Source organism: Gammaproteobacteria bacterium, from assembly GCA_024235095.1.
Classification (GTDB): Bacteria; Pseudomonadota; Gammaproteobacteria; order Competibacterales; family Competibacteraceae; genus UBA2383.
Genome location: JACKNC010000001.1, coordinates 2,700,183 through 2,723,162, shown reverse-complemented (window position 1 = coordinate 2,723,162; position 22,980 = coordinate 2,700,183). Strand labels below are relative to the sequence as shown.

Sequence of the window (22,980 nt, the reverse complement as noted above, 5' to 3'; positions counted from 1 at the left end):
TCTCCCGGTGGGACAGGGCCTGCAATTAGCGCCGCCTGCTATGCTGTTATCCCCTCCTCGACCTTGCCTCCCGGATCTGCGCCATGCGTTTTTTCAACGCTAGAGTCCGGTTCGACCTGAGCGTCATTACTGCCTGTCGCCTCTACAGCGTTGAAACCTTGATGAAATTATCGGGTTGATCGATCAGAAAAATACTTTTTTCTCCACACCCCGCGCCAGACCGGCAAGACTTCCTGTCGGCTGGCGCTGCGGGACTTGCTGAATCAGGGTGGACGCTACCAGGCTGTTTACGCCAATCTGGAAACTGTCGAGGTAGCCTGCGAAGATATCGCGATGGCCATGTCGGGCATTGTGCAACCACTGTTGTTGGCACGTCCTGCTGTTTCATGGGTTTCGGCAAATATGAGTTTGCCTATTCCTACTCATTTTTTACCCAATTCTATTCTATGACATTACAGCTATTGATCTTATTATGAATAAGCTATTAATTATATTTTTAATAGTTAAAAAGTGATCATGTGAAAAATATTTCAAATAAAAATTAAACTACGAAACCGTATTCGCGATTAAGTAGAGATGGGCATAATGTTTGTAGCTTTAGGCAAGCTATTTCTCTCCAAAAATTTATCATGAAGACCCATCTCAACAGGTAAGCCGCCTACGTCTTAAAAGGAGGAAGATCATGCAAAAACGCACTTTAGGCCATCGTGGACTGGAAGTTTCCGCACTGGGACTTGGATGTATGGGCCTGAATTTCGGTTATGGATCGGGTATCAGCAAGGAGGAGTCGATCAAGCTCATCCGCCATGCTTTTGATTTAGGCGTGACGTTCTTCGACACAGCAGAGACGTACGGCCCCTTCACCAATGAAGAAATTGTGGGTGAGGCGCTCCAACCAATCCGCGATCAAGTCGTGATCGCGACCAAATTTGGTTTTCAGGAGGGCGTAGCAACCCAAGGGCTGGACAGCCGCCCGGAACGCATCCGGCAGGTCGCTGAAGCATCCTTGAAACGTCTGCGCACTGACCGGATCGACCTATTTTACCAGCACCGCGTCGATCCGTCCGTACCGATGGAAGAGGTGGCCGGAGCGGTGAAAGACCTCATCGCGGAAGGCAAAGTCCGGCATTTCGGCCTATCGGAAGCCAGTGTACCGAGTATCTGCAAAGCGCACGCCGTACAGCCGGTCACCGCCCTGCAAAGCGAATATTCGCTGTTCTGGCGTGAACCGGAACAAGAGATCCTGCCGACCCTGGACGCATTGGGCATTGGCTTCGTGCCATTCGCCCCCCTGGGCAGAGGCTTTTTGACGGGCAAGATCGACGAGAGCACCGCCTTTGCGGACAACGACATGCGCAAGAGCGTGCCGCGCTTTACGGAAGAAAACCGCAAGGCCAATCACGCGCTGGTTACTCTGATTAGCGGTATCGCCCAGGAAAAGAAAGCCACGCCCGCGCAGGTCGCCCTAGCCTGGTTGCTTGCGCAAAAGCCGTGGATCGTCCCGATCCCTGGCACGACCAAAACATCCCGGTTGGAGGAAAATCTTGGCGGCACAGCGCTGGAACTAACGCCGACCGACCTGGCGAACATCGAGCGGGCCACCTCGGAAATGACTCTTCACGGCGACCGTTACTCGCCGGCGATGCAAAGATACGTTGATAACCAATGATAGAACCGGATGGAGCGATTAAGATGATGAAAACCCTTGGATACGCCACACATTCCCCTACCGGCACGTTGAAACCGTTCACGTTCGAACGCCGTGAACCGCGACCCGAAGACGTCGTCATCGACATTCTGTATTGCGGGATCTGCCACTCGGACATTCACTCGGCTCGCAACGAATGGGGCTGGACGCAATACCCGTTCGTACCCGGCCATGAAATCGTTGGCCGGGTACGCACTGTGGGTGGCAACGTCAACCGATTCAAGCCCGGCGATTTGGTGGGGGTCGGTTGCTTGGTCGATAGCTGCCGCCATTGCGAAGCCTGCGAGGATGGGCTGGAACAATATTGTGATAATGGCTTTACCGGAACCTATGGCGGCGAAGATAAAATCGGCGGCACGCCCCACCCCTTCACCTTCGGCGGCTATTCCGACCAGATCACGGTCGATGAACGCTTCGTGCTGCGCATTCCCGAAAATCTCGATCCGGCTGCCGCCGCGCCCTTGCTCTGCGCCGGCATCACTACCTATTCCCCGCTGCGCCATTGGAAGGTGGGGCCGAGCCAGAAAGTTGGGATCATCGGCCTAGGCGGTCTGGGTCATATGGGCGTCAAATTCGCCCATGCCATGGGCGCCCATGTGGCGATGATCACCACCTCGCCCGAAAAAGGCGCAGACGCGCAAAAGCTTGGCGCGGATGAAGTCCTGCTGTCCACCGACGAGGCGGCGATGCAGGCGGCGCAAAATAGCTTCGACTTCCTGCTCAACACCATTCCCGTCGGCCATGACATCGACCCTTATATGGCTCTGCTGAAACGCGACGCGACCATGGTCATCGTCGGCGCGGTCGAAGCGCTCACCAGAGTAGACGGCATTCCCTTCATCTTCCGCCGCCGCTCGCTAGCCGGATCGTTGATCGGCGGATTGCCGGAAACACAAGAAATGCTGGATTTCTGCGGGGAGCGCAACATCACCTGCGATATCGAAACCATCGTAATCAAGAACGTCAACACGGCTTACGACCGCACCGTCAAAGGTGATGTGAAATACCGCTTTGTCATCGATATGGCCTCACTCAAACAAGACGCCGTATAAGTGACCCAAGGCATCAGGACTTTCGCTTCACACTACATGTACCGTTGTTCTTGCCAGTAAATCCACTATATACGGTGGTATGGAGCCATCCAAGCGAAAGTCCTGGGCATTAAGAAAGTGAAGCCGTCCATGCCACACAGTATCGCCCTACAGCGCATCTCTATCCTCGCGATCATCCCGGTGAGCTACCTGATGATCATCCTGAATATTTCGATCATGATTACGGCGCTGCCGAAAATCCAGGAGTATGCATTCACCTCCCCCCTTTGAAAAAGGGGGGCCGGGGGGATTTCGCACAGGCGACGGGGCCAAAATCCCCCCCTCACCCCCCTTTGCCAAAGGGGGGACTGAACGGTTACATCCAGGATACGCTCGGCTTTTCGGATGAATCATCCTATTTGATGCCATGAGAACGATTGGAAATCATGCTTCAGCCCAATAAAAACCTAGTGTCTTTTGCAATGGCCGGGGATAACGAATATCCACCGGACAGCGGAGATTTGAAAAAACTGGCCGACTTGATTGCCCAATTCGCACCGCATGACGGACGCTTCCAGCTATTAGGTTACGGCCTGCATGTGGTCAAGGAGACGAAAACGACCGCTGAAACGACGCGTACCATGAGTCAGCCGGGTATGTGCATCGTGGCCCAAGGCGCGAAGCGCGTTTCGCTGGCACACCACTCCTTCGAATACAACGAATCCCGTATGGTGGTTTATGCGGCCGAAGTGCCGGTCGGCGCCAGCATCGTCAAGGCCAGCTCAGAAGAACCCTTCCTTTGTCTTGTCGTACCTCTTGATCCTCAGAAACTGATCGAATTGATTTTGAAAATCTTTCCACAAGGAGTACCCAAAACGCTGGACACCCAGGCGATTTATGTCGGTAACAGCAATCCAAAAATCGTGACCGCTGCCATCCGGATCATGAGTCTGATCTTACAGCAAGAAGAAGCCGATCTTCTGGTGCCTCTGGTCATTGATGAAATTCTCATCCGTTTACTACGAAGCCCAGCGGGTCCTTCTATCGCACAGATCGGCATTACGGATTCCCATGCGCAAAAGGTGTCAAAGGCTATTTCGTGGCTTAAGGAAAACTATGCTACACCCATCAAAATTGAAGAACTGGCCGCCATTTCAAGGATGAGTCCCTCTTCCTTTTACAGCCATTTTAAATCGCTGACCTCCATGAGTCCGCTGCAATTCCAAAAAACACTGAGATTGCAGGAAGCACGCAATTTAATCATGACGCGAAGAGTGGGTGTCAGCAGCGCAGGTTTTCAGGTGGGTTACGCCAGTCTCTCGCAATTTAGCCGCGAATACAGCCGTCTGTTCGGCTGCTCCCCGAGTAAAGATATTGCACAATTACGGAGTGCCTGAAAAAGATCTAATGCGCCGTCAAGCTCTGGAGGGCCTGATTCTCCGCAGCTTGCTGTGTTATGAATCAGGTATTTATCTTTATTGAAAAAAATACCGCCCGGGCCGAATGGCCCGGGCGGCGGGACAACGCTGCAACGACGAACGGGACACAATCCCCCGTTTGCCGCGAGTCGCTTACTCGAACTCGACGATCGCCTGATCGACCGCTAGGCTGTCGCCGGGCGCCGCGAGAATCTTGGCGACCTTGGCGTCGTGATCGGCGCGCAACACATTCTCCATCTTCATCGCCTCGATCACCGCCAGGTCCTCACCCGCTTTAACTTCCTGACCGATCTCGACATTGAGCTTGGTCAGCAACCCCGGCATCGGCGATAGCAGGTATTTCGACATATCCGGCGCTTCCTTGATCGGCATCAGGGCCTGCAATTCCGCCACGTACGGTGACCTGACCATCATGTCGGCTTGTGAACCCCAGTGGAACAGCCGGTAAATCATGTCGCGACGCTCGACCTGGATGCAGATTTCCGTGCCATTCAACGTCCCCTTGAACAAGGGATAACCGAATTGCCAGTCGCTGCGCACCTGATAGCTTTCGCCCATGTAGGTCACATCGTAGCCGCCGTCGGCAGGGTCGATATGCACCGGGTGCTGTTCGCCGCCCATCATTACGACCCAGTCATTCTTGACCACTCGCTCGTGGCCCAGCAGTTGACCACTGATTTTGGCGGCGCGATCCATATACCGGCGATGCAGGAAGGCGGCAACCGAAATCAGCAGCGCCGGATCGTCATGCGGCACATCGGAGGCATGGAAGCCCTGCGGGTATTCCTCGGCGATCATGTTGGTGCTGATGCGCCCGGTCATGAACCGGGTATGCACCATCAGCGCCGCTAGGAAGCTGATATTATGCTGGACGCCGCGAATGAAAAATTCGTTCAGGGCGTCGCGCATGTGGGCGATGGCGCGGTCGCGGGTCGATCCGTAGGTGATGAGCTTGGCGATCATCGGATCGTAGTACATCGAGACTTCGCTGCCTTCGTAAATGCCGGTATCGACCCGCACCACCTCGGTTTCCTTAGGCGGCAGGTATTTGACCAACCGGCCAATGGAAGGCAGGAAATTGCGGAACGGATCCTCGGCGTACACGCGCGCTTCGATGGCCCAGCCCTTGAGCCGCACATCGTCCTGGGTGAAACTCAGCTTCTCTCCGGCGGCCACGCGGATCATCTGCTCGACCAGGTCGAGGCCGGTCACGTATTCCGTGACCGGATGTTCGACCTGCAAACGGGTGTTCATTTCCAGGAAGTAGAAGTTGCGCTTGGCGTCGACGATGAACTCCACCGTACCCGCCGACTGATAATCCACCGCCTGGGACAGCGCCACGGCTTGCTCGCCCATCGCCCGGCGGGTCTTCTCATCCAGGAACGGCGAAGGCGCTTCTTCGATCACCTTCTGATGGCGACGTTGTAGGGAACATTCACGCTCGCCCAGATAAACAATATTGCCGAAGCTGTCGCCGAGCACCTGGATTTCAATATGGCGCGGCTCCTCGATGTATTTCTCGACAAACACCCGGTCGTCGCCGAAGGAGGAGCGCGCTTCGTTGGTAGCGCGTTCAAAACCATCCCGGCACTCGGCGTCGTTCCAGGCGATGCGCATACCCTTGCCGCCGCCGCCAGCGCTGGCCTTGAGCATCACTGGATAACCAATGTCGCGCGCAATCTCCACCGCCTGGTCAGCGTCCTTAATGATTTCGGTATACCCCGGCACGGTGCTGACGCCCGCTTCCTTGGCCAGCTTTTTGGAGGTGATCTTGTCGCCCATGGCGTCGATGGCGCGCACCTTGGGGCCGATGAACACGATGCCTTCCTTTTCCAGCGCTTCGCAGAACGCGGGCCGCTCGGATAGGAAGCCATAACCGGGATGGACCGCTTCCGCGCCGGTATCCTTACAGGCCTGGAGGATGCGCTCCATGACCAGATAGCTCTGTGCGGTCGGCGGCGGGCCAATCAGCACGGCTTCGTCGGCCATTTCCACATGTAGCGCGTCCCGATCGGCCTCGGAGTAAACGGCCACGGTTTTTATGCCCATTTTGCGGGCGGTCTTGATCACACGGCAGGCGATTTCGCCGCGGTTGGCGATGAGAATTTTTTTAAACATGGATCGCTTCCCTCTTTACAGCGGAATGTTGCCGTGCTTGCGCCACGGATTTTCGAGTTCCTTGTCCCGCAACATAGCCAGCGAGCGGCAAATGCGCTTACGGGTGCCGTGCGGCATGATGACGTCATCGATAAAGCCGCGATGGCCGGCAATGAACGGGTTAGCGAATTTTCTGCGGTATTCTTCGGTGCGGGCTTCGATCTTGGCCAGATCGCCGATATCTTGGCGGAAAATGATTTCCACCGCACCTTTGGGACCCATGACCGCGATTTCGGCAGTCGGCCAGGCGAAGTTGACATCGCCGCGCAGATGCTTGGAACTCATTACGTCGTATGCGCCGCCATAAGCTTTACGGGTAATGATGGTGACCTTGGGCACCGTGCATTCGGCGTAGGCGTAGAGCAACTTGGCGCCGTGCTTGATAATGCCGCCGTACTCCTGCGATGTACCTGGCATGAAGCCGGGCACGTCGACGAAGGTAATGATGGGAATGTTGAAGGCATCGCAGAAGCGCACGAAACGAGCGGCCTTGATTGAGGACTTGATGTCCAAACAGCCGGCCAGCACCATCGGCTGGTTAGCGACGATGCCGACGGGCCAACCATCCATACGCGCCAGACCAACGATGATGTTTTTTGCGTTGTCCGGCTGAATTTCGAAGAAGTCGACATCATCCACAATCTTCAGGATCAGCTCTTTGATATCATAGGGCTTGTTAGGATTGTCAGGAACCAGCGTATCCAGCGAATAGTCCAGCCGGTCCGCTGGGTCGGGGGTCGGGCGGAATGGCGGCTTTTCCTTGTTGTTCGCCGGCAGGAAATTAATAAAGCGGCGCAGCATCAACAGCGCTTCGATGTCGTTCTCGAACGCCCGATCGCATACGCCGGACTTGACCGAGTGTGTCATAGCGCCGCCCAGTTCTTCAGCAGTCACTTCCTCGTGAGTGACGGTTTTGACCACTTCGGGACCGGTCACAAACATATACGAGGTATCCTTGACCATAAAGATAAAGTCGGTCATGGCCGGGGAATACACTGCGCCGCCGGCGCAAGGCCCCATAATCATGGAAATTTGCGGAATGACTCCGGAGGCCATGACGTTGCGCTGGAACACGTTGGCGTAACCGGCTAGCGAATCCACTCCTTCCTGGATGCGGGCGCCGCCAGAGTCGTTCAGGCCGATGACCGGCGCGCCGACCTTGATGGCGTGATCCATGATCTTGCAGATTTTTTCGGCGTGAGGTTCGGACAGCGAACCGCCAAACACCGTGAAATCCTGGCTGAATACGAAGACGATCCGACCATTGACCGTACCGTAACCGGTGACTACCCCATCGCCGGGAATGGAGGTATCGGCCATGCCGAAGTCGGCGCAGCGATGCTCGACGAACATGTCCCATTCTTCAAAACTGCCCGGATCGAGCAGTACTTCGATGCGCTCGCGGGCGCTGAGTTTGCCCCGCTTATGCTGCGCGTCAATGCGGCGCTGACCCCCGCCCAGACGGGCGCCGGCGCGCTTTTCTTCTAATTGATGAATAATGTCATGCATGAACGCTCTCTCCTTACTGATATCGGACGCCGCGGCTGAACCAGCGGCGACGGGAGCTTGAAGGCCCGCCCGGATGAGGGGGCAAGCCGGGTGAAAACCGGGTGACGTTTTGGAAGGGGATAACCAGGATTTTGATATTTTTCATATTTTTTATTCAGATAGACGGCAGGCGAGATTGCAAACCGTGAAAATCAGTTTCGCCGATTATAATAAGGTTTTTAGGCGATCAACGCTATGCGCCCCTGGATATTTTCACTCAGCCAAGCGCTCATCGAATCCGATTCCAGCATTAGTCCGGTTCTGAATTGTTAAAGACTATAATGATCGCTTGTCTTCTTTCCCCAATCCTGTCATTCCATATTGGAAATCGGATCCATTCAGGAGCAACTTACTGTTTCTGTTTATTAAATATGAAACATGATGCCTGAAACCTCTATATATGCCCGCCCTACTACACTTTCGAGGCGCGATGAACATTCCGCAGAATAGCCTGGTGCTGTACAAGAACGGTCCAGCCCGAGTCGCCGAACTCGGCGACAAGCTGGATATCCAGCTGGAAGATGGCCGATCACTGCGGGTCCGACCCAAGGATGTTCTGTTGCTGCATCCAGGTCCCGTGCGTAACCTGAGTGAATTAGCGATGTCGGCTGGCGAGGTCGAAGCGGCTTGCGAGTTGCTCGATGGTGGTCAGACGACTTTGCCGGAACTGGCGGAATTGATTTATGGCGCTTACACTCCGGCCTCGGCCTGGTCGGTCTGGCGGCTGGTGGATGAAGGATTATATTTTCAGGGTACGCCGGAGGCGATCAATGTCCGGCCTCTGACGGAAGTCGAGCAGGAACGGGCGATTCGGGAAGCGAAAGCCGCTGAACGGGAAGCATGGAATGGCTTTTTACAGCGGGCGCGAGCGGGTTGCTGTAGTCCAGAGGACGCTGCTTATTTACAGGAAATCGAGGAAGTAGCCTGGGGGCAACGTGAGCAAAGCCGGGTCTTGCAAGCGCTCGATTGCCAACAGAATCCCGGCAGCGCCCATGCCCTGCTTTTACGGCTGAATCACTGGAGCGAGTCGATCAATCCCTGGCCGCGCCGGATCGGCGCCGTTCTGGAGCCGCCCGCTATTTCCTTGCCTGATCCACCGCATGAATCGCGCCTGGATTTAACGGGATTACCTGCTTTCGCCATTGACGATGAAGGGAATCGCGATCCTGATGATGCATTGAGTCTGGATGGCAACCGCTTATGGGTGCATGTCGCTGACGCTACGGTGCTGGCGCCGCCGAACAGTCCTGCGGATGAAGAGGCGCGCGCGCGCGGCGCAACCTTGTATTTGCCGGAAATGACGATTCCCATGCTGCCAACGGCGGCGATTGAACAGTTAGGGTTGGGACTGGCCGAAATTTCGCCAGCACTGTCTTTTGGTCTGAATCTCGATCCGGAAGGCAAGGTCACTGACGTGGAGATCACGCCGACCTGGGTGCGCGTCCAGCGGGTGAGTTATCAGGAGGTCGAGCGGCGACTGGACGAGGAGCCGTTTCGCACCCTGCATGAACTGGCTCAGCGGCATCGGCATCGTCGCCAGGCTAATGGAGCTATCTTTATTGACCTGCCGGAAGTGAAAATCACCGTGTCCGATGGGCGGGTGAGAGTGGAGCCGCTGACCCGCTTGCGGAGCCGCTTGCTGGTCGCCGAGGCTATGTTGATGGCCGGGGAGGCGGCGGCCCGCTTTGCCCTGGAGCGTGCACTGCCGTTTCCATTCACGACTCAGGATATCGTAGCCGATGTGGCGGAGCGTGAACCGTCCAGCCTGGCGGCGATGCATACCCTCCGCCGTAGCCTGCGACCCCGTCAGTACAGCAGTCAGCCGGGTCCGCATGGCGGGTTAGGGCTGGAGGTTTACGCCCAGGTGACCAGCCCGTTGCGCCGTTATCTGGATCTGGTGGCGCATCAACAGTTGCGCGCCTTTCTACGCGATGACGAGTTGTTGGACGCTCAGGCGATTGTGGCGCGGGTTGGCGCGGCGGAACTGGCTGCGCAAGGCGTGCGCCGGGCTGAACGATTGTCCCGCGAACACTGGACCCTGGCCTATTTGCAACAACATCCGGGTTGGAAGGGTGAAGGGGTGCTGATGGAAAAGCGGGCGCCTCGGGGTTCGGTGCTGATTCCGCCGTTGGCGCTGGAGGCGCGCGTGAAAGTCGGCGAGAACATTGCGCTGGATAGCGTATTGCCGTTGCGGTTGACCGGCGTGGATTTACCGGCGCGCGAGGCGTATTTCCGGGTGGGTTGAGTCAGGCATCCCGATTGCCATAAATCCGCGCAATCGCCAGCGTAGCATCCACATTCTTCTGCTTGGGGATGAGCAATTCCGCCGGAAAATCGTGCCTGACCAGGCGTTCAGCGCAGGCCAGCGCCGCTGCTTCCGCAACGCCATAACAGCCGGTTTCCCGGAACACGATCTCGGATTTGCGACTAAGCCGGTCGCTGTATTCGTTGAGCGTCACCGCCGGATAGAAGTTGATCGGTAAGCCCAGTTCTGTTGCCAAAGCGTGCAGTCCGGTTTCATTCTGTTTCAGCTCAATGCTGGCCAGGGCGGATAAATGGCTGCGCTGCAAACCGTGACGGATCAGAGTCTCATCCAGCAACGCCAGCAGCGTTTCCAGAGGACAGCCGCGATTGCAACCGAGACCCGCGGTTAGCAAAGGTTGCGTGTAGCGTTGCGCGCCGGTGATCACTGCCTGCGCACCCAGGAATTCAGCGATCTGCCGCGCCCACTCATTGGCGCCGCCTTCATGACCGGACAGGATTGGCACAACAAACCGCCCATGTTCGTCCAGCACGAGCACCGCCGGGTCCTGATATTTGTCCCGCAATACAGGTCCCAGGGTGCGCACCGCGATACCGACCGCACACAGCAGGATCAGCCGGTGACCGGCCAGGAACCGGGCGCGCACCACATCCTGAAACGGTTGGGGCCGATACGAATGCTCGGCGTCCGGCATTAACATCAGTAATCGTTCCGCCAGCGCCCGGCCCGGTTCGGTCAGGCTGATCAGGGTAACGGGGCGCATGGTTAATCCCGCCTTATGTTAAATCAATCTCGGCTGGCGGTATTATCAGAGATTTTAAATCAGGTAAATTATAGTTGACTTTATCTTCTGTAATTGTAATTAATTTTCTTTTAACAAGCTCATCCATAAGGCTTGAAAGATCAGTATCAGATAGCTTATTTATAAATAAAGAACTGAGAGTTCCTAATAAGGTTTTGTAGGTTCTTGGTTTTGACGATTTTCTTTTAATTAAGTTATCTATAATAGCTTCTATTTTTTCTTCAATTGTATTAGAATTTGAAATCTTTATTAGTGGAATGTCAGATATATCTTTCTCTCTTTGCACAAATATCTTTTTCGATTTTAGATGTTTTATTAGAGGATCAAATCCTGTATCTTTTGATATTATATGAAAATATCCACTTGGATCTTCAGTTGCTAACTGACCAATATAAAATGCAATATGAAAATCAAGAGCATTTGGCCCAGAACCTTCAATCTTAATATATTCGGCATCCGAACCAAAAGACTGAAGACATAATGCAACATCTAATGATATTTTATTTTGATTATTACCAATAAATAACTTTATTTTAAACGGCCCTCCCTTTAATAACTCTAAATTTTTTGGTTGGGTATTTTCAAAATCGATAAGGATATAATTTGTTTTCAATTTTTACACCTCAAATTATATTGGCTCAATATGGATTCCAGGCTGTTGAAGATGGCTCGCCCTGCCAAGGGACAGGAGCTACACTGAAGAGGTTTTGAACCGCCGCGCTCCAGGTTTCCCGTCGATGATCAACCTTCAGAATCTACTGGACGATGTCCGGTGTTACGAAACGGTCCGCCAACTGCGCTGGCCCGATGGGGTTCACTGCCCCCATTGTGGGGCGGCGAACGTGACGAAGCAGGGTCACGACACGACCCAACCGGCGCGACAGAAATATCGGTGTGCCGGGTGCCATCGCTCTTTTGACGATCTAACCGGGACGGTGTTGGCCGGCCACCACCCGCCGTTACGAATTTGGATATTATGTTTATATTTTATGGGGTTGAACTTGTCTAATGCCCAGATTGCCCAAGAGTTGGCGTTGAATCCGGACGACGTGCAGCGGATGACCGAGCAACTGCGCCAAGGTATCGTCGCCCGCCAACCCGAACCCACCTTGGCGGGGGAAGTGGAATGCGACGAGGTCTATATGGTGGCCGGGCATAAAGGGCATCCGGACGCGGTGAAAAAAAAGGCCGCCGCGGGCGGCGTCGCCGGCTGAAGGGGGCACGGGGTCGAGGCACCCTGGAGCAGGAAAAGCCGCCGATTCTCGGCATGATTGAGCGCGGCGGCGCGGTGGTCGTCCGGATGCTGGATAATGTCCAGCAAGCGACCATCCAACCGCTCCTTCAGACTTTCATCGCCCCGGGAACCCGGGTGTATACCGATGAATATGCAATCTATAACCCATTGAAGGATTGGGGCTTTGATCATCATACGGTGTGTCACAGCCGGGGTGAATACGCCCGCGACGACGATGGCGATGGCTTCCATGAGATTCATGTCAATACTGCTGAGGGTTTCTGGTCCCTGTTGCGTTCCTGGTTGCGACCCCATCGAGGAATTTCGCAAGAAAAGCTGCCGCTCTACCTGGGCTTCTTTCAGTTCGTGCATAACGTCCGCATTCGGGGCAAAGGCTTGCTCAGACCTCTCTTGGAACTGCTGGTCGCCTAACAACACCAACTGACTGGAATCCATATTGAGCCATTATATTTTGATCAAATACCATCTACTGATTCTTAGTTCTTATAGCCAGAAACAACGCAAAATAAGGCCCTGGCGTGTTAGGAATCTCCTCGAAACGTCTAACAATGCGCTCCGCTGGCCGGCTGGCCTGTTCGATGTACAGAGTATCTGCGGTGCGACCGGTTTCCCGCAGCAGCTCCAGCAACCGGGGTCGATGCCGACCGGGTTTAAGAATCGCCACGCTGTCGCTGTTCAGTAGAGTTTGCCGGATGACCTCATCGCCGGCGGTGGCCGGAATCACGGTTAACCGTTGTTCACCGGTGATCAATGGGATCGCAGCGGCGGCGGCGCTGGCGCTGACCGAATTAATGCCGGGAATAACCACGCAGGGAAAGCGCTCGCCGAGGCGGTGCAACAGATAGCTGAAGCTGCCATAGAACAATGGATCGCCTTCGCAGAGAATCGCTACATCATGGCCAGCGCTCAGTTCGTCAGCAATGACAATAGCCGCTTCGTCGTAACCCTGATTGACCGGGCCGCGATCCAGCATACAGGGCATGGTAATCGGAATTTCCCGTTTGCCTTCCAGCCACTGCGCGGCGATGTCGCGGGCCTGGGCGCTGCCTTGCGGGGTCGCCGGGTAGGCAACGACTGGGACACTTTGCAGAATCCGCACCGCTTTGAGCGTCAACAACTCCGGGTCGCCGGGACCCACGCCAACACCGTATAACGTGCCGGTGGTCATAGGGGTTTCTCCATCTTCATGAGCAATACGGGAAGATAGGGACGCATCACGCGCTGACCGGCCAGTCGTTCGCTACGGGCGATGCTCAGTTCCGTCCACTCTGCCGGTTGGTCGCCGGCGAAACCATGCAAATCCACCCGGCTATCCTCGGTAACCGCGCTGGCGACCAGTCGCCCGCCGGGTTGCAGCCGCGCCCAGACCGCTTCCAACATGGCGTGCAGGTTGCCGCTGCTGCCGCCGATGAATGCAGCGCGGGGGTCCGGCAAGTCAGTCAACGCTTCCGGCGCGCTGCCTGGAATGATGTGCAGGTTATTCACCACGCCGAACCGCTCGCGGTTGACGCCAAGATGCTCCAGCCGCTCCGGGTGACACTCGACAGCGTAGACCTCGCCGTGTGGATTCCAACGCGCCCATTCCACCGAGACGCCGCCACAGCCGGCGCCGACATCCCAACCGATATCCCCAGCGCGCGGAGCGAGCAACGAGAGAATGGTCAAACGCACTTCCCGCTTGCTCAGTAAACCCTTGCCGGGTTCCGCGCCGGTGCTGAATTGTTCGTCGGGAATCCCGGGGAATTCCGGTAAAATGCCGCCTGGTCCACGGGTTTCCAGCATGACGACGTTCAGCGCGGAAAATGCAATCGCCGTATCGGCCAGGTCGGCGGCCTGAAAGTGGCGAAACCGCTCTTCAGGCAGCCCTAAATCTTCTGCGATCCAAACGCTCGACTCGCTAAATCCGGTTTCAACCAGCAACCGGGCAATGGCGGGCGGCGAATTCTCCCGGTCGGTGAGCAACGCATAGAATCGGTTGCCCTGCAAGACAGCGCGCAGACTGGCCAGCGGCCGTCCGTGCAGGCTCACCATCTGCGCCTGTTGCCAGGGTCGGCCCAAGCGGGCGAAGGCGGCTTGCACGCTGGAAATGTTCGGATGAAAAACAAAATGTTCGGGTGAAAAATGGCGGAGCAGGGTGGAGCCGACGCCATAAAACAGCGGATCGCCCGAAGCCAGTAACGCAATGCGCCGTGCGGCATGATCCCGCAGCAGGTCGCGAAGACCGCTCATCGGACTGGGATAGGGGATTTTCCTGGCGGTCAATTCAGGGAAAGTCGCCAAATGCGCCGCAGAGCCGATGATCAATTCCGCTTGGTCCAGCGCCGCTTGTGCGGAGACGCTCAACTCGCCCGTTTCAATACCCATGCCGATGACATGAATCGGCGGCCCTGACCAGTCCGGTAGCCCCGTCATCAAAAACGAATCCCGTTGGCCATGCGCGCCAGGGCGTTGAGCGTTGCCGCCGCCAGACTGCTGCCGCCGCGTCGCCCGAGCAAGGTGATGCAGGGCGTTTGAAACTCGCTGGGCGCAACATCCCACATCGCCTGTTTGGATTCAGCCGCGTTGATGAAACCGACCGGCATCCCGATGATCAGCGCCGGACGGGGCGCGCCTTCGTCCAGCAGATCCAGTAGGCGGAACAGCGCAGTTGGTGCGTTGCCAATGGCGACGATAGAGCCGGCCAAGTGCAACGGCCATTCGCTCATGGCGGCCATACTGCGCGTTTCCCCGGTTTGGCGAGCGCGTTCGGCCACCGTCGGCGAATTCAGGAAGCAATGCACCTGACCCTTGAGATAGCGCTTGCTGATGCCATGACTGACCATTTCGATGTCGCACAACACATCTGCGCCTTGTTGCAGAGCCGTCAGTCCAGCTTCGACCGCGCCGGGACTGAAGTGCAGATCGTGAACAATGCCTGGATCGCCGGAGGTGTGAACCAGGCGCATTGCCACCTGTTGCTGGTCAGCGTCAAAGCGCGATAGATCGGTCAGTTGACGAATTTGCGCGAATGACTGGCGCTCGATTTCATCAGGGTCACGAAGATAGTCAAAACGGGGCATGGGCATCAGGCTCAAGGTGAAAGGCGAAAGTGAAAAGCGCTGCTTGTTAATCCGCGGTCTGCGGTGCGCCCTGCCAGTCTTCGCGACCGACAATCGGCGTCCGGTAGGGGCAGAATTGGCAATTCATATGCGCCGCGCCGCGCTCGGCTTCGGCCAACCGTTCGACGAAGGTGGCCACGATCAGCGGATGCGCGTTCAAATAAGGCGCCATCAATGCGCGCACGTCAGGATGACGACTTTGATAAGCGGCGACCGTGGCCTGCACTTGTTCGATCAGCCGGCCCGTGAACAGCAGATAGGGGAACACAATCACCTGCTTGAAGCCAAGGCGGTGCGTGCATTCCAGCGCATCCGCCATCAGCGGCAGAGCTACGGCGGTATAGGCGGTTTCCGCCCAGCCAAAACCCATGCCTTCCCATAAGATGCGGGTGATCTTACTGATATTGGAATTGGCGTCGGGATCGGAACCGCCACGTCCAATGACCATTAGCAGCGTGTCCCTGCGATCGTAACTGGACCCAAAGTCGGTTTCAATGCTTTCGACTCGTTCGCAGGCGACTTGCAACAGGTTCGGATGAATGCCTAAATCCGCGCCAAAGGTGATTTGAACGTCGGGATGTTCAGTCTGGAAATGATTCAGTAACACCGGAATGTCATTTTTGACATGACCGGCGGCCATCAGCAGCGCGGGCAGGGCGGTAATGCGGCGGAAACCCTGTTGTCGCAGCGTCTCCAGCGCTTGCGGAATGCCGGGATCAACCAGCTCCAGAAAGGCGGACAGGCAGGTTCGGTCAGGAAGGGCTTGCTGCAACTGATTAGCTAAATTCTGAAATTCCGCAACGCCGGCAGCGCGGCGGGTGCCGTGGCCGATCAACAAGACGGCGGGAGACGATGAGAGCGTTTGATCCACTGGAAAGAGATGCCTTGGGTTCGGAAATCGGAAACAGGAGAACGAATAGGATGGAATTATAGGCTTAAACCAGATCGAAAGGGCCGCGGCCTTTGAGAGTCTGGACAAAAACTCCCCTCTCTCGATGAGAGAGGGATTGGGGATGAGGGCTTCGTCTAAAGCCCGAGCGCCCGCATGAAGTCGGTAAATTCCTGGGAAAACAGGAATCCAGCCATCGCCTCATTTCGCGTGACGCCACTTGCCAACTGTTCCAGCCAGAACGTCAATCCACCCGCTTCCGGCTCACGTTGAAAGAAGGTGAGATACAGGTTAGTGATGAATTCGACGTTACTGGTATTCCGATTCAGATATTCAGGACTGTTGAAGAAAAAGCTCGCCATATCCCGAAACACTGGCTTCACATCCAAACCTTGCGCTCGTTTTTCAGCAATTAACTGTTGCCAGAAAACCAGTCCGTCCGGTTCGGGCTGGCGGCGCAGAATAGAGACATAATAGTGGGTGATAAGCGTCGTCGCGGCGTCCCCACTGCTGACCACTGGCAAGGATACGCTATCGATCCAGGCGGCGTCGCTGCCCAGGGCTACCGACTCATCCTTTTCATAAGCCCAGCGCAAGGTATGGAAGCCTGCTGTCAATGGGAAACTAACCGATCGCTGACCCTCGCCGCTCCAGCCATTCTGTTCAATCCCATCAATAGAGAACGTCAACCAGTCATAGTCGATTTCACTCGAAATATAGAAGGTAAAACTAACCACGCCTGCTTGAAAATTGCCGCTGATTTCCACCTGGGACTGCTGGTTGTCGCGAATCGCCCCGGAACGCAAGCTATACCGACCCTCTTCGGCCCAGTCGCTGGCAAGGGTCCAATCTACGCTGGAGGTGACCGGCGTCGTCCAGCCAACGGGCCAGACCCCATTGCGCGGAAAGACCTCGGCGCTGGCGGTCGTGCTGAAGATCGCCGTCGCGTTCCGGTCGGTATCCAAAGTAATCAGACAACTCCCGGCGCTGGCGGCGCAGTCACCATTCCAACCGATAAAAGTAGAACCCGGATCGGGAACTGCGGTCAGCGTCACTACTGCGCCAGTGGGAAAATTGACATTGCACTGGCTGCCGCAATCAATGCCGACCGGGTTGCTGCTGACCTTGCCGGCTCCCGTACCCGTTCGGGTCACCACTAGCGAAGAGACGCTGTTGGCAATGGCGATAATGTTATCCGCGGGCAGTCCATTGTTGGTTTCATCGCTTTCCGTGACTTCACTCCTGAAATCGGCATAAGCGCCCAGATAATAGGTTCCTGGCGCCAGGGTCGAGGGAATGACGATTTCGCCGCTACAGGTATTAGTTGCGCCACCAGCCAGGCCCTCGTTGAAAGTACATCCCCAACCGGTATCCACATCGCCGGGAGCGATCGCTGCATCGCCCGACAGTAAAAAAGCCAGCCAAAAACTGCCCGCGGCGACATCGCCCTGATTGGTGACCGTTGCCGATACTTCAATCGTTCCTCCCGGCATCCCATTAGCGGGACTGATGACTTGAGTCACGGTCAAATTGGGCCGGTTGCTCTGCGTCGGCGTAAAGGTCACCGCGTCGACCCAACCAGCGTCCTCGCCCTCGGAAACCGACTCATCCTTGCGGTAGATCCATTGCACTTGATGAGTCCCCGCGCCGATGGTGACCGTCCGGGTCTCCCAACTCTGCGCGCCGCTGATCTCAAACGGAGTCCCACCATCAACCTGGTAAGTCACACCATCAACCTGGAATGTCAGGAAATCAAAATTCGGTTCCGATGAGACTCGCCACTGAAAGGTCAGGGTTCCTGGTCCAGTAACCGCAGTCTGTAGTACCGAACGCTGATCATCACCGATAGCGCCGCTGCGGGCCGCATCCCGATTGCTCAATTGCACGCCCTGCCAACCGGCGGCGCCCGTCGTGTTCCAATTCAGAGTGGTGTTATCCAGGGCCTCGCCCAGCGAGAGCGCGCTAACTGCGGTAAAGGTCGCTGTTACGTTGCGCGCCCCGTCCATGCTCACCGCACAGGCCGTGGTTCCCGTACAGGCGCCGCTCCAACCGTCAAAGACCGATCCAGTGTCCGGGATCGCCGTCAGATTCACCGTAGTTCCTTCAGCAAATTCAGCTTGACACTGGTTGCCGCAATTAATCCCCGCTGGGTTGCTGCTCACTGTACCGCTGCCTGCGCCGGCCTTGTCTACCGTGAGTGGGTAAGCGGTGCGGTTGGCGGTAAAGGCGCTGAGCAGGTCGATGCGCGGTTTGGTGACGCCATTCGCAGCATCGGTGACAGGAACACCGGTGTTCGTAAGCCGGGCAATCGTGGCGTCCAGTGATTCATTGGGATAGGCGGCGCGTAATACGGCAATCGCGCCAGCTACATGGGGCGTCGCCTGAGAAGTGCCGCTCATGCTGATGCCCGCTGCGGTGATGGTTGAGCCTGGGGCGAGCAAGGTCAAAAAACTGGCGCTGTTAGAGAAACAGGTGACCTGATCGGCCTGGGTGGGACGATCCGCACAGTCGCCCCAAGACCGGTTGCCTTGCGCGCTATCGTAGACCGCCCCCACGGAAACCGCCGCCGGAACGCAAGCCGGGCTGCCAAGAGCATCCTTGAGATTTTCGTTACCCGAGGCGATCGCGGCCAGAATGCCGGCGGCGCGAGCATTAGCAATAGGGGTGGCGAACAGATCATTGGCGCAGGGAGAGGACGATTCGCCGCCGCCCAGACTGAGATTCATCGCCACGATGTTATAGGTATCCCGGTTGGCGATCGCCCAGTTGATCGCATCAATAATATCGTTCGAGTAAGCAAACCCGTCGCTTCGGAACACATCGAGAGCAGCGATCCGGGCGCTGGGCGCAACACCTAGCACAATGCCTGCCACATTGGTGCCATGATCGTTATCATCCAGCGCTCCATCGTCAGGCGCGAAATCCTGCGCGTAAACTACCTTGCAGGCTCCGCCTGGCGCTGCGCAACTGCCGAAATCCGACTTTGAATAATCCACGCCAGTATCCAGCACGGCGACCGTCGCTCCGGCCCCGCCTCCGCCTTGAGCAATTACTTCCGGTTGCCGAATTAGGGGCAAGCTTTCCCGCAACATGTGATGTAACCTGATATTGGAATGCACGGCCTTGACGCCATCCTGGCGCAACAAAGCTCTCAAAGCAGCTGGAGAACGCACTCGGACTGTAAACAGAGGCAAGTATTCGTAGTCGTTTTGTATGGTCAGCGCCTCTGCCGCCAGTGCGGCCAAGGCTCTCTCTTTTTGCCGCCGATAACTTCGCGCGCGCTCGGCCACAATGGCGGCGTCCTCGTAGCGTAATCCAGCGAGTCGCTTGTGCTCCGCGGCCATGTTCGCCGCTTCGGTCTGGTCAAACTCGACGATGACTTCGATAGCGTGACCTTGATTGAGCGCCGCGCGATCTTCGGGCGATAAATCTTCGATGGTGGGCGTCTCCGCCCATGCCGTAACGACCGTTAAGGCCAGAATGACGGCCAGCAGTCTGCTCCACAGCGCCGTCGTTGGGGGTTGATGATGTCCCATAAGTCATTTCCTCCAGCTTCAAAATCAAATATTAATGATTCAGACAATTCAGGACCGGCTATGCCATCAATCAGCAAAATTAATTAATGCATTAGGTTTGCCAAACTGCTTCAGACAAGCGGTGGGGATGAGCGTGGATATAATTGGCTTCATCCTACCCCGCACACACGATGCTTGAGGATCAACACAGATTCAATCAAACTGGCGTTCAAGAGTCCAATCCCCGAACGATAAGACCCCGTAATGGAGATTGAATGGTGGCGACGGTCAAAAAAAGCGCGCTGGTGATGTATTCAGCGGCGGAAATGTATAACCTGGTCAATGATATCGAAAGCTACCCCCAATTCCTGCCCTGGTGTCGCTCCGCCCATGTCGCTCCATGCGGCGAGGATGCGCTGCGGGCGACGATTGAAATGGCCAAGGGTGGTGTGCATAAGACCTTTACGACCAGTAACCGGATGCAGAAATACAAAATGATCGACATCCGCTTGTTGGAAGGCCCTTTCCAGCGCCTGGAAGGCTACTGGCGCTTTGAACCCTTGCGCGCCGACGCCTGCAAGGTATCGCTGGATATGGAATTCGAGTTTTCCAACGCCTTGGTGCGCAAGGTTGTTGAACCCGTCTTCAAGCAAATCGCCAATTCGCTGGTAGATGCTTTCTGCAAACGGGCGGTTGATTTATATGGCAAAAGATAATCTTCCCAATCCAGCGATGATCCGGGCTGAAGTCGCTTATGCCCGGCCCGATCGGCAAGTGATTATCCCGGTCGAATTGCCGGAGGGCGCCACTCTGGAGCAGGCGATCGTTCAGTCACGGATTCAGGAGCAGTTTTCGGAGATTCAACTCCAGACCGTCAAGGTCGGCGTCTTCGGCAAGCTCAGCAAATTGTCAGCGCCTGCCCGTACCGGCGACCGGATCGAAATTTACCGTCCCTTGCTGGCTGATCCCAAGGAGGTGCGCAAGAAACGCGCTGCCGAAGGCAAGCGCATGCGCCGGGGCGGCGGCGATCTGGAGCCGGAGAATGGTTAGTCGTCAATTTCAGCGTCAATGCGATCCAGCGCGTCGCCTCTGAAAAACAGAGTAACGCGCCGTTGCTCGGCAATTTTATTGCCCTTACCGTATTGATAGTAGTAATCCCAGCGATTCTGATGAAAGGGATCAGTGACCAAAGGCGTTCCCATGATGCGCTGAACCTGCTGCCGGGGCATGCCGGGGCGCAACTCAGTAACGAGCGCTGGGTCAATGTAATTGCCCTGACGAACCGGGACGGTGTAGAAGCTGGGAACGAACGATTCACAACCAGCCATCAGCGTCAGAAGCAAGACGCTGGTGGCGCGCAGGGAAAGATCAGACATGGAAAACAGGATCCGGGTTGCTGATGAACGAGAATCACATCATAACGTACAACGGCAACGGGTGGGTAAGCGAAATCCCGGGAGAATTCCGCGTGGGATCCAAAGAACTTAAGCAGGCGGGCCTGAAGGTCACCCTGCCGCGCATCAAAATCCTCAATATGTTGCAACATCCAGGCAATACGCATCTGACGGTCGATGCCATTCACCAGTCATTGGCTGATTCCGGCGAGGAGATCGGTCTGGCAACCGTGTATCGGGTGTTGACCCAATTCGAATCAGCTGGCCTGGTCAAGCGTCATCACTTCGAGAGCGGTCAGTCGGTGTTCGAACTCGATCAGGGGGTGCATCACGATCATATTCTGTGCCTGGAATGCGGACGGATTGAGGAGTTTTGTGACCAGGAAATCGAGCGGCGACAGCAAATTATTGCACAACAGCTTGGTTTTGAGCTGGCCGAGCATCGGCTGATTCTTTATGGTCACTGCATCCGTGCGGAGTGTCCCCATCGTCCGGCGGATGAGGGTTGAAAAAACGCCTTCTCCCTTCTTCGGGGTAAGGCTCCAGCTTTGAACGCCTGGATTTCAGCCTTCGCCATGGAAGTTGCTCCAAACACATCTTGCCTTGTCCATGACTTGTCCGTATCTTTGCGCGTTTGTTTTCACTACTCCCCACAGGAGCGCATCGTCGTGTCGAGTCAGGACCAGCACATCATGTTCATTTTTCCCGGACAGGGCTCCCAGTATGTTGGCATGGGCAGCGACTTGATCCGCGATTTTCCATCCGCCCGGCAACTCTACGAGCAGGCCAACGATATTCTGGGCTACGATCTCGTCAAACTTTGCCAGGAAGGACCGGAAGAAGAGCTCAAGCTGACCCGCTACACACAACCTGCCCTGTTAGTTCATTCGCTGGCTTGTTTAGGCATCTTCCATGAATTAACCGATCACCAGGTGCAACCCATGCTGGCCGCCGGCCATAGCCTGGGCGAATACTGCGCGCTGGCCGCCGCCGGGGCTTTGAGCTTTGAGACGGCCTTGCGACTTGTGCAAAAGCGCGGCGAATGCATGGGCGACTACGGCAACGGCGAAATGCTGGCTTTTCCCCTGCACCTGGATAACATCGGCCCGCTGGCTGAAAAACACTATTGCGTGGTCGCCGCGCGCAATCTGCTCGATCAAATCGTGGTCGGCGGGCTGAGCGAAGACTTGGATCGATTGACCGAAGATGCGCATACGCATTTTCCGCGCAAGCGGCCCACCCGCCTCAAGACCGAGGGCGCGTTCCACACCTTTTATATGATCACTGCGGCCCTGCATTTCCGTTCAGCGCTGGACAGCGCCGAGATGAACGCCCCAACCATCCGCGTTCTGTCCAACAATACCGGCGCTTACCATGACCCCGATCCGGCGGCCATCAAGACCCGGCTTTTCTTCCAACTGTTCCATCCGGTCCATTGGATCGATAATCTGGAAACCGCTTTTCACGATGGCGTCACTTGCATTGTCGAGTTTGGCGGCGGTCTGGGCAGTGGCCCGAATCCCGAAGATAAACGCCCTAATCTGGAAAGCATGATCAAAAAGGCGTTGCGCGGCTCGGATTTCAGCGCCCATTATCATGCCGCCATCAACAGTCAAACCCTGCGGGAGGCTGCGCAGACCCTGTGCTCGTAAATTCCCCGATGACACAGGACAGACATTCACATTTCAACAACGCCGACTCTCGCGTTTGCCGGGATTTCAGCTACCCTATATCAAAATGTTTGGCTGGAAGGGGTTAGCGTGGATGGCGGTGAATGCTCTGCCATCATCAGCGCCTTGCCCAGGCCGTTCCCCCGCGTCTCACTGAAGAAAGATAACCAGCCCCGCGCGGCCCGAGCGCGGGACGCGGATTATTGACCGT

At 56.2% G+C, this 22,980-nt stretch carries 20 protein-coding genes and 1 pseudogene; 10 read left to right on the top strand and 11 right to left on the bottom strand.

Annotated elements, in window-relative coordinates; translation table 11 throughout:
• Positions 1 to 183: 183 nt before the first annotated feature.
• Positions 184 to 357: a hypothetical protein gene (locus H6973_12100; protein ID MCP5126334.1), complete on the bottom strand. Its 174-nt coding sequence runs from the start codon at positions 355 to 357 to the stop codon at positions 184 to 186.
• A gap of 325 nt (positions 358 to 682) precedes the next feature.
• On the opposite strand from H6973_12100, the gene H6973_12095 reads away from it, so the two are divergent.
• From H6973_12095 to H6973_12080, 4 genes are all read left to right on the top strand, one after another.
• Positions 683 to 1,669 carry an aldo/keto reductase gene (locus tag H6973_12095; protein MCP5126333.1) on the top strand — a complete coding sequence of 329 codons (987 nt, stop codon included), beginning with the start codon at positions 683 to 685 and terminating at the stop codon, positions 1,667 to 1,669.
• A 26-nt stretch (positions 1,670 to 1,695) separates the two neighbouring features.
• The gene (locus H6973_12090; GenBank protein ID MCP5126332.1) at positions 1,696 to 2,760 is read left to right on the top strand and encodes an NAD(P)-dependent alcohol dehydrogenase; all 1,065 of its coding nucleotides are present in this window, start codon (positions 1,696 to 1,698) and stop codon (positions 2,758 to 2,760) included.
• 129 nt (positions 2,761 to 2,889) lie between these two features.
• Positions 2,890 to 3,030 (top strand): hypothetical protein, encoded by a 141-nt coding sequence (locus tag H6973_12085; GenBank protein MCP5126331.1) that lies wholly within the window; start codon positions 2,890 to 2,892, stop codon positions 3,028 to 3,030.
• 191 nt (positions 3,031 to 3,221) lie between these two features.
• Complete coding sequence (locus tag H6973_12080) at positions 3,222 to 4,136, top strand: AraC family transcriptional regulator (GenBank protein MCP5126330.1); 915 nt, start codon at positions 3,222 to 3,224, stop codon at positions 4,134 to 4,136.
• Between the two features lie 174 nt (positions 4,137 to 4,310).
• Here the strand turns inward: H6973_12080 and H6973_12075 are convergent, their stop codons facing one another.
• The gene (locus H6973_12075; GenBank protein ID MCP5126329.1) at positions 4,311 to 6,296 is read right to left on the bottom strand and encodes an acetyl/propionyl/methylcrotonyl-CoA carboxylase subunit alpha; all 1,986 of its coding nucleotides are present in this window, start codon (positions 6,294 to 6,296) and stop codon (positions 4,311 to 4,313) included.
• 15 nt (positions 6,297 to 6,311) lie between these two features.
• Complete coding sequence (locus H6973_12070; protein ID MCP5126328.1) at positions 6,312 to 7,844, bottom strand: acyl-CoA carboxylase subunit beta; 1,533 nt, start codon at positions 7,842 to 7,844, stop codon at positions 6,312 to 6,314.
• 469 nt (positions 7,845 to 8,313) lie between these two features.
• On the opposite strand from H6973_12070, the gene H6973_12065 reads away from it, so the two are divergent.
• Positions 8,314 to 10,128 (top strand): RNB domain-containing ribonuclease, encoded by a 1,815-nt coding sequence (locus H6973_12065; GenBank protein MCP5126327.1) that lies wholly within the window; start codon positions 8,314 to 8,316, stop codon positions 10,126 to 10,128.
• A 1-nt stretch (position 10,129) separates the two neighbouring features.
• Here H6973_12065 and H6973_12060 read toward each other — a convergent pair whose 3' ends face one another.
• Positions 10,130 to 10,909 carry a cobalamin biosynthesis protein gene (locus H6973_12060; GenBank protein MCP5126326.1) on the bottom strand — a complete coding sequence of 260 codons (780 nt, stop codon included), beginning with the start codon at positions 10,907 to 10,909 and terminating at the stop codon, positions 10,130 to 10,132.
• Positions 10,910 to 10,922: 13 nt separating this feature from the next.
• Positions 10,923 to 11,561 carry a hypothetical protein gene (locus H6973_12055; GenBank protein ID MCP5126325.1) on the bottom strand — a complete coding sequence of 213 codons (639 nt, stop codon included), beginning with the start codon at positions 11,559 to 11,561 and terminating at the stop codon, positions 10,923 to 10,925.
• A gap of 124 nt (positions 11,562 to 11,685) precedes the next feature.
• Here H6973_12055 and H6973_12050 point away from each other — a divergent pair.
• A pseudogene (locus H6973_12050) lies at positions 11,686 to 12,614 on the top strand (IS1595 family transposase).
• Positions 12,615 to 12,669: 55 nt separating this feature from the next.
• On the opposite strand, the gene cobI reads toward H6973_12050, so the two are convergent.
• The 5 genes from cobI to H6973_12025 all read right to left on the bottom strand — a co-directional run bounded on the left by cobI (position 12,670) and on the right by H6973_12025 (position 19,726).
• The gene (cobI, locus tag H6973_12045) at positions 12,670 to 13,371 is read right to left on the bottom strand and encodes a precorrin-2 C(20)-methyltransferase (GenBank protein MCP5126324.1); all 702 of its coding nucleotides are present in this window, start codon (positions 13,369 to 13,371) and stop codon (positions 12,670 to 12,672) included.
• Positions 13,368 to 14,615, bottom strand: coding sequence for a precorrin-6y C5,15-methyltransferase (decarboxylating) subunit CbiE (cbiE, locus tag H6973_12040; protein MCP5126323.1), 1,248 nt, complete (start codon positions 14,613 to 14,615; stop codon positions 13,368 to 13,370). Before cbiE ends, cobI begins: the two co-directional genes overlap by 4 nt.
• On the bottom strand, positions 14,615 to 15,262 hold the full coding sequence (locus H6973_12035; protein ID MCP5126322.1) for a precorrin-8X methylmutase: 648 nt from the start codon (positions 15,260 to 15,262) through the stop codon (positions 14,615 to 14,617). Before H6973_12035 ends, cbiE begins: the two co-directional genes overlap by 1 nt.
• A 46-nt stretch (positions 15,263 to 15,308) precedes the next feature.
• On the bottom strand, positions 15,309 to 16,172 hold the full coding sequence (locus H6973_12030) for a sirohydrochlorin chelatase (protein MCP5126321.1): 864 nt from the start codon (positions 16,170 to 16,172) through the stop codon (positions 15,309 to 15,311).
• Positions 16,173 to 16,327: 155 nt separating this feature from the next.
• Entirely contained in the window at positions 16,328 to 19,726 is a 3,399-nt protein-coding gene (locus tag H6973_12025; protein MCP5126320.1) for a S8 family serine peptidase, read from the bottom strand.
• Between the two features lie 257 nt (positions 19,727 to 19,983).
• On the opposite strand from H6973_12025, the gene H6973_12020 reads away from it, so the two are divergent.
• Together H6973_12020 and H6973_12015 are read left to right on the top strand one after the other, a co-directional pair.
• A complete protein-coding gene (locus H6973_12020) occupies positions 19,984 to 20,421 on the top strand; it encodes a type II toxin-antitoxin system RatA family toxin (GenBank protein MCP5126319.1) in 438 nt (145 codons plus the stop codon).
• Positions 20,422 to 20,437: 16 nt separating this feature from the next.
• Complete coding sequence (locus H6973_12015; GenBank protein ID MCP5126318.1) at positions 20,438 to 20,755, top strand: RnfH family protein; 318 nt, start codon at positions 20,438 to 20,440, stop codon at positions 20,753 to 20,755.
• Here H6973_12015 and H6973_12010 read toward each other — a convergent pair.
• Complete coding sequence (locus H6973_12010; protein ID MCP5126317.1) at positions 20,752 to 21,081, bottom strand: outer membrane protein assembly factor BamE; 330 nt, start codon at positions 21,079 to 21,081, stop codon at positions 20,752 to 20,754. The genes H6973_12015 and H6973_12010 overlap by 4 nt on opposite strands.
• Positions 21,082 to 21,173: 92 nt before the next feature.
• On the opposite strand from H6973_12010, the gene fur reads away from it, so the two are divergent.
• Together fur and H6973_12000 are read left to right on the top strand one after the other, a co-directional pair.
• Complete coding sequence (gene fur, locus H6973_12005; protein MCP5126316.1) at positions 21,174 to 21,608, top strand: ferric iron uptake transcriptional regulator; 435 nt, start codon at positions 21,174 to 21,176, stop codon at positions 21,606 to 21,608.
• A gap of 159 nt (positions 21,609 to 21,767) precedes the next feature.
• Positions 21,768 to 22,751: an ACP S-malonyltransferase gene (locus tag H6973_12000; protein MCP5126315.1), complete on the top strand. Its 984-nt coding sequence runs from the start codon at positions 21,768 to 21,770 to the stop codon at positions 22,749 to 22,751.
• The last annotated feature ends 229 nt before the right edge of the window (positions 22,752 to 22,980 follow it).